Source organism: Leptothrix ochracea L12, assembly GCF_000262525.1.
This window is the reverse complement of record NZ_JH660662.1, coordinates 1-5,297: the sequence shown is the minus strand read 5'-3', so window position 1 is coordinate 5,297 and position 5,297 is coordinate 1. Positions and strand designations below refer to the sequence as shown.

General features: G+C 55.3%; 4 protein-coding genes. All 4 read left to right on the top strand.

Annotation, left to right across the window (positions count from 1 at the left end; translation table 11 throughout):
* Positions 1 to 870: ATP-binding protein (locus LEPOCDRAFT_RS00060; RefSeq protein ID WP_009453111.1), on the top strand; the 870-nt coding region annotated here is incomplete at its 5' end.
* Positions 867 to 3,266, top strand: a complete 2,400-nt coding sequence (locus LEPOCDRAFT_RS00055) for a putative Ig domain-containing protein (RefSeq protein ID WP_009453110.1) — start codon at positions 867 to 869, stop codon at positions 3,264 to 3,266. The genes LEPOCDRAFT_RS00060 and LEPOCDRAFT_RS00055, both read left to right, overlap by 4 nt.
* Before the next feature lie 47 nt (positions 3,267 to 3,313).
* Positions 3,314 to 4,036, top strand: a complete 723-nt coding sequence (locus LEPOCDRAFT_RS02725) for a hypothetical protein (protein ID WP_009453109.1) — start codon at positions 3,314 to 3,316, stop codon at positions 4,034 to 4,036.
* The gene (locus tag LEPOCDRAFT_RS00045) at positions 4,009 to 5,010 is read left to right on the top strand and encodes a hypothetical protein (RefSeq protein WP_009453108.1); all 1,002 of its coding nucleotides are present in this window, start codon (positions 4,009 to 4,011) and stop codon (positions 5,008 to 5,010) included. Before LEPOCDRAFT_RS02725 ends, LEPOCDRAFT_RS00045 begins: the two co-directional genes overlap by 28 nt.
* Positions 5,011 to 5,297: the final 287 nt, after the last annotated feature.

Below are 5,297 nucleotides of genomic sequence, written 5' to 3'. Positions count from 1 at the left end.
GAGCCGCGCCTGAGCGGCACGCTGCGCCTGAGCCAAGAGGGCTTGCAGCTGCTCAGCACCGGCCAAGCCGACCGGCCAGACTACAGCATGCAGTTCCCGGCCAAACGCATCGAAAGTGTGTTGACGTGGGACGACTTGGTGCTGGCGCCCGAGGTGCTCGACGAAGTCCAACAGATATGCGCTTGGATGGCTCAGGGCCACACCCTGATGAACGATTGGGGTTTGGCCCGCAGCCTCAAACCCGGCTATCGCGCGTTGTTCTACGGCCCACCGGGAACGGGCAAAACGCTCACAGCCACGCTGATCGGCAAGGCCACGGCGGTGGATGTTTATCGCATCGACTTGTCGATGGTGGTATCGAAGTACATCGGCGAGACCGAGAAGAACCTTGCCCGGGTGTTCGATCAGGCCGAAACCCGCCGTTGGATCCTCTTTTTTGACGAGGCTGATGCCCTTTTTGGCAAACGCGGCGCGGCCAACAACGCCAACGATCACCACGCCAACCAAGAGATCGCCTATCTCTTGCAACGGGTGGAGGATTTCCCCGGCATCGTGATCTTGGCCAGCAACTTGCGCGGCAATCTTGACGAAGCTTTTTCGCGGCGATTTCAATCGATGATTTACTTTCCGATGCCCGACGCTGAGCAACGCCTGCGCCTTTGGCAAGGCATGCTCGCCGCCCAACACATCGCCCCCGAGGTGGACTTGGCCGCGCTGTCACAGCGCTATGAACTTTCCGGCGGTGCCATTGCCAACGTGATTCGACATGCGGCCATCAGCGCCGTGCGCGATGGCCGCCGTCAAGTACGACTGCATGAACTGCGAGCCGGTTTGGCCAAAGAGCTGCGCAAGGAAGGAAAAACACTATGAAGGCCCGCACCGTCACCTTCATCGCGGGCCTCTGGCTTGGATGGAGCCTGCTCACCCTCAACACCTCGGTCAGTGCCTCGGTCAGTGCCTCAGTTTTAGCGGCCGATGCCGCCTCATCCGCCCAACCCCTGAGCTTGGGCCGGACCCCAGAAACTTTGCCCATCGCGGTGGTCGGTCAGCGCTACGTCCGCGATATCCATGCCGAAGGTGGACAAACACCCTTGAGCTTCGCGCTGATCTCTGGTCCCTTGCCAGAAGGCGTGGTGTTGCAAGACAACGGCCGGCTGGACGGCATCCCGACGACGGCTGGACGCTACACCCTTCAGATCGGCGTCAAAGACGCCCTCGGTCACACGGCCACGCAACCGTATCTGCTGAAGGTCTTGGCCCCCAGTGCCAAGCCATCATCTCGTCCGGCGGCGGTGCCGGTATTGACCCACATGGACCTGAGCGCCGCTGCGAGCGAGGCCAGCAAGCTTGGGCCAACAGCCAAGGTGTATCAATTGAGCGAAGCACTGCTTGACGGGCTCCAGCCGCTCTTGGCACCGCCAGCTGATGTGAGCCCAGACACCGAAAACGATCTGCCCGGCCCATCCACCGCCTCTCCCTCAGCCTCGGCCACCACCACCGCGCCCGCTTTGCCCGCCCCCCCGAAGGGGATGCCGTGGAGTGAGGCGCAGCAGGAGCAATTGGCGCTTTGGTTGCAACCGCTGCTGGGGGTCGAATACCCCAGTGTGGATCTGTTCCTCGCGGCCTTGGACGCCCGGGTGTGCGCCCATGTCAAAACCCAGATCACCAACGAGGCCCGGCGCCTGCAACAACAACCCCCTTCCCCGAGTGAACTCGCCAAGCAGTGTCAACCCGGATCCGCCACGCAGAGCGCCAAAAAGCTCCCCGCTGATCAGAAGGTGCTGAACTGGCAGGATTTGCCCGCGTGGCTGCTGCCAGCACCGTTGAGAACGTGGCTTGCCAAAGCCGCTGAGCAAGACCGGCCCTTCCATCCCGACCACCCTCCCGTCTGGACCGCCACCTCCCACTGCCACTGCACCGACGCCAAGGTCAAACTTCCGATTTTTGCCATCGCCCCCAACTGGACAAGCGCGGATGGTGGGAGTGAACCGAGCAAGGGCCTTGTGCCATGGCCGATCGATTTCAGCTTGATTCAGCGCATCAGTCCGCTGATCCTTGCCTTTGACGACGATGTGATCTTGCCCAAATTGGCGTGGACTGAAGCGCAAACCGATTTCATCGAACAAGCGCATCGCCATGACACCCGGGTCGATTTCGGCATCTATCGGCGGGACTGGCGCTTCTTGGCCACCGAGCCCGCCGCAGCGCGCGAAGCCTTGATTCAGCGGCTGATCACCCAGACGCCGATCCATGCGCGCGAGTTCCTTGATCAGCCCTTGCCCGGTTGGCCCGACCGCATGAAAGCGTGGTTGCCGGGTTTTGGTGAGGTGCAGCGCACGGGCGACGGGCTGACGATCTATTTCGATCAAATCCCGGACGCGCGCACCGACAAAGTGTTGGCCGAGCGTTTTGCCGATTTCTACCCGCGCTTCATCCTTGGCTTGGCCTCGGCGCTGAAAGAGAACCGCCAACGTCACTACGCCATCAATCTCGTCGTGCTCGACAGCCAGATGCGCCAACCCGGTGGGCCTTTGGAGGTCAGCCGCTTGTTTGAACTGATGAAGGCGGTGGAAGAACCCGATATGGCCAACGGTCGCATCGTCTCGAACAACAGCGACTACAAACGCAACAGCAACTTGGAGCTGCGGGTGCTGGTGCAGCTCTCAGAGCCCACCACCTTGAGCAAAAAGCAGCTGCGCAGCGACATCGAAAACAGCCCCATGCTCAAAGGCGATGACCGACGGGTGTTTTTGCGCAGTGTGGTGCCCATGCTGATGTTGCCCCAGCGCGATTTGCAGCAGTACACCGACGATCTGGTCTATGTGCAGGACAACTTTGGCGGCATCGGCTTCTGGCCCTCCGCCCCAAGCCCTGAGCTGAAGCTTGCGGATCAGCTCCAACCCGATCAACTCAGTGAACCTTTGCGCACCATCTTTGTGGGCGACCCCGGCTTGGGCCTGAGCAATGCCCTGTGCGGGGTGGTGTGCCCGAATCGCTGGATCTTGCGCACGCTGCTTGAGCTGATGCTGTTGTTGAACGCCACCACCTGGCTGGTCTTCCAGTGGCAATGGGATTGGCGCATCCGCTACGGCCGCATCGCCTTGCTCGGCGTCATCCCCCCCGTTTTGCTGGCGGCGGCCCTGCTGCAATGCGACCCCGCCTTGGCCAACGTGCGTGAGGGCAACGCCCAAACCCTCGCCCTGATCTTCATCCTCATCGCCGCCGCTGTTTCCGCCTTGCTCAAACGCCGGGTCGAAAAGCCTTGAACAACACGACAAGTTTTTAGTTTTAACATTTACCTTCGGAGAGAATCATGCCTGAAAAAGAACATCTCCAACGTCAACCGATAGAACAAACCAGTAATTTGCAGCAATCAGCTACTCGAGGCGAGTCTCCAGATATTGGTGTGGAAATTGCCGGTTCGGCAAAGCTTGTTCAAAAAATACGAAACATGATGGCGGCTTCCAGAGCGCTAAATCGGCAGGCGGAGCATATTTCATCGGCGGAAAAATTTCGTACCATGGTGCATGCAGCCACGGAACAGTATGGCTCCTCTGAAAAACATGGCGCAGATAAAACGCCAGTTGTTGTGGGAAGACCAACTGGCCAAACAGGTAACTCAGCCATCCGGTCACGTATAAATGTGGCCCAACAATATGCAAATAAAGTCCCCACAGGACATGCTGCAAAAACAACTCAAGAAACCATCGCGGAACCATCAAAAAAAGATAGGTATGCCGATCTTGAAAAATATAGAGACAACGGCTTGGTTGCGCAAGAATTTGTCACGAAAGAGCATATGCATGCAATTTCAAATTATTGCAAAGAGCGCAATGTAATTATTGCGATTAGAGAAACTGGAAGTTTATCTCTTTCGCGCATTCAACAAGGTGCAAAGCCAAAACCACACTCTATTCTTGAGAAGTCCATCAAAGCAGGAACACTGAAAAATACTACGGCGATGTTTATAAAAACACCACTTCAACAAACAAAAATCAGGGTGAAAAAATGCCAGAGATTGAACACATTAATCTAAATGACATCCAAGGATTCGTAGGTCATTGGGGGAAGGATGAGAATGGAGAGGGTACGGGTGAGTTACTTGGCCTTCGAGTTGATAAGCGAGATGTTGTCGCTGATGGCAGCAAAGAACCATCTGATGTTGACATCATTCAACCATTTTTATCCGATAAAGATTCGGAAGAGCCATATATAGCTCTTGATAATTTTTATAGATATAAAGATGCCTTAGGAGAAAATTGGCAAAAGTTTTTATATACGGGAGACTATGACATTCATGAAATTTACAAACACAACAGAGCCCTTGTTGAAGGATCTCGTGAAAAAGCAAGATTACTCACAGGAATAAACACCAAGATTGCCTCAGAGCAAACAGATGCTAACAATCTTCGCACTGGATCCATTCAGGTTCATGAACACACCGTAGCAGCCACTTATGGTGAGAAAACTAAAGATGGTAAAACTAAAAAAGCCAAACTACCAGCAAACACTCTTCATGCCGGCAAGGATGCCGCATATGCCATGATTCAACATGGTGATCAAATGGGTTATATAACCAATCAAATCAGTGAAGGAAGAATCAATGCAATAAGCAATAAAGCCAAATTGATTGATATAGTTGCAAATGAAGACAGTGGTCGCTTAGCATGGTGCATCAAAGGGGTATGGTATGTAACCAATGATCCAAACAAGGCAGACCCCAATAACCCAGATAAGTTACTAAGAAACCCACTTAGAGAACGAAAAGAACTACGAAATATAGTAGGCGTCACAGCAAGTTCCGGATGGCTTTCAGAAAGCCAAGATTATATGCGCAGCGGCAAAAGTAGAACATTAGAAGTCAAGAAAACCGTGGATTATTCTGAAGCCGAGGAACCTTCTGAAACCAAGGGACCCTCTGAAACCAATAAATATACTCGCAAATCTAAAGAGGGTGACTCTTGGGTGATTGATTGGCGGAGGAAGACTCCAAAGTGGATTCAAGAGTGAAGGGCCACCACCGCTGAAGCGTAGCCCGCTTCACTGCTGTTGCGGGCTACCTCGCGGGTACGTATTCACCCCCCGGTATTGACAAGCGAGTCAAGAAGGGAATGCGAGGCTGTACAGGCGTGACAAAGGGGGGCGGGGGATTTACTCCGCCACGGCCTGAGTGGCCAACCACTGCTCCAGCGCCTGCGCCATCACGGCGTTGAGGCCGCCGTCTTGGGTGACGGCGCGGTCGCGGACGCGGTTGAGGAGGTCGGCGGGCAGGCGGCAGGCCACGGGGATGAGCTTGG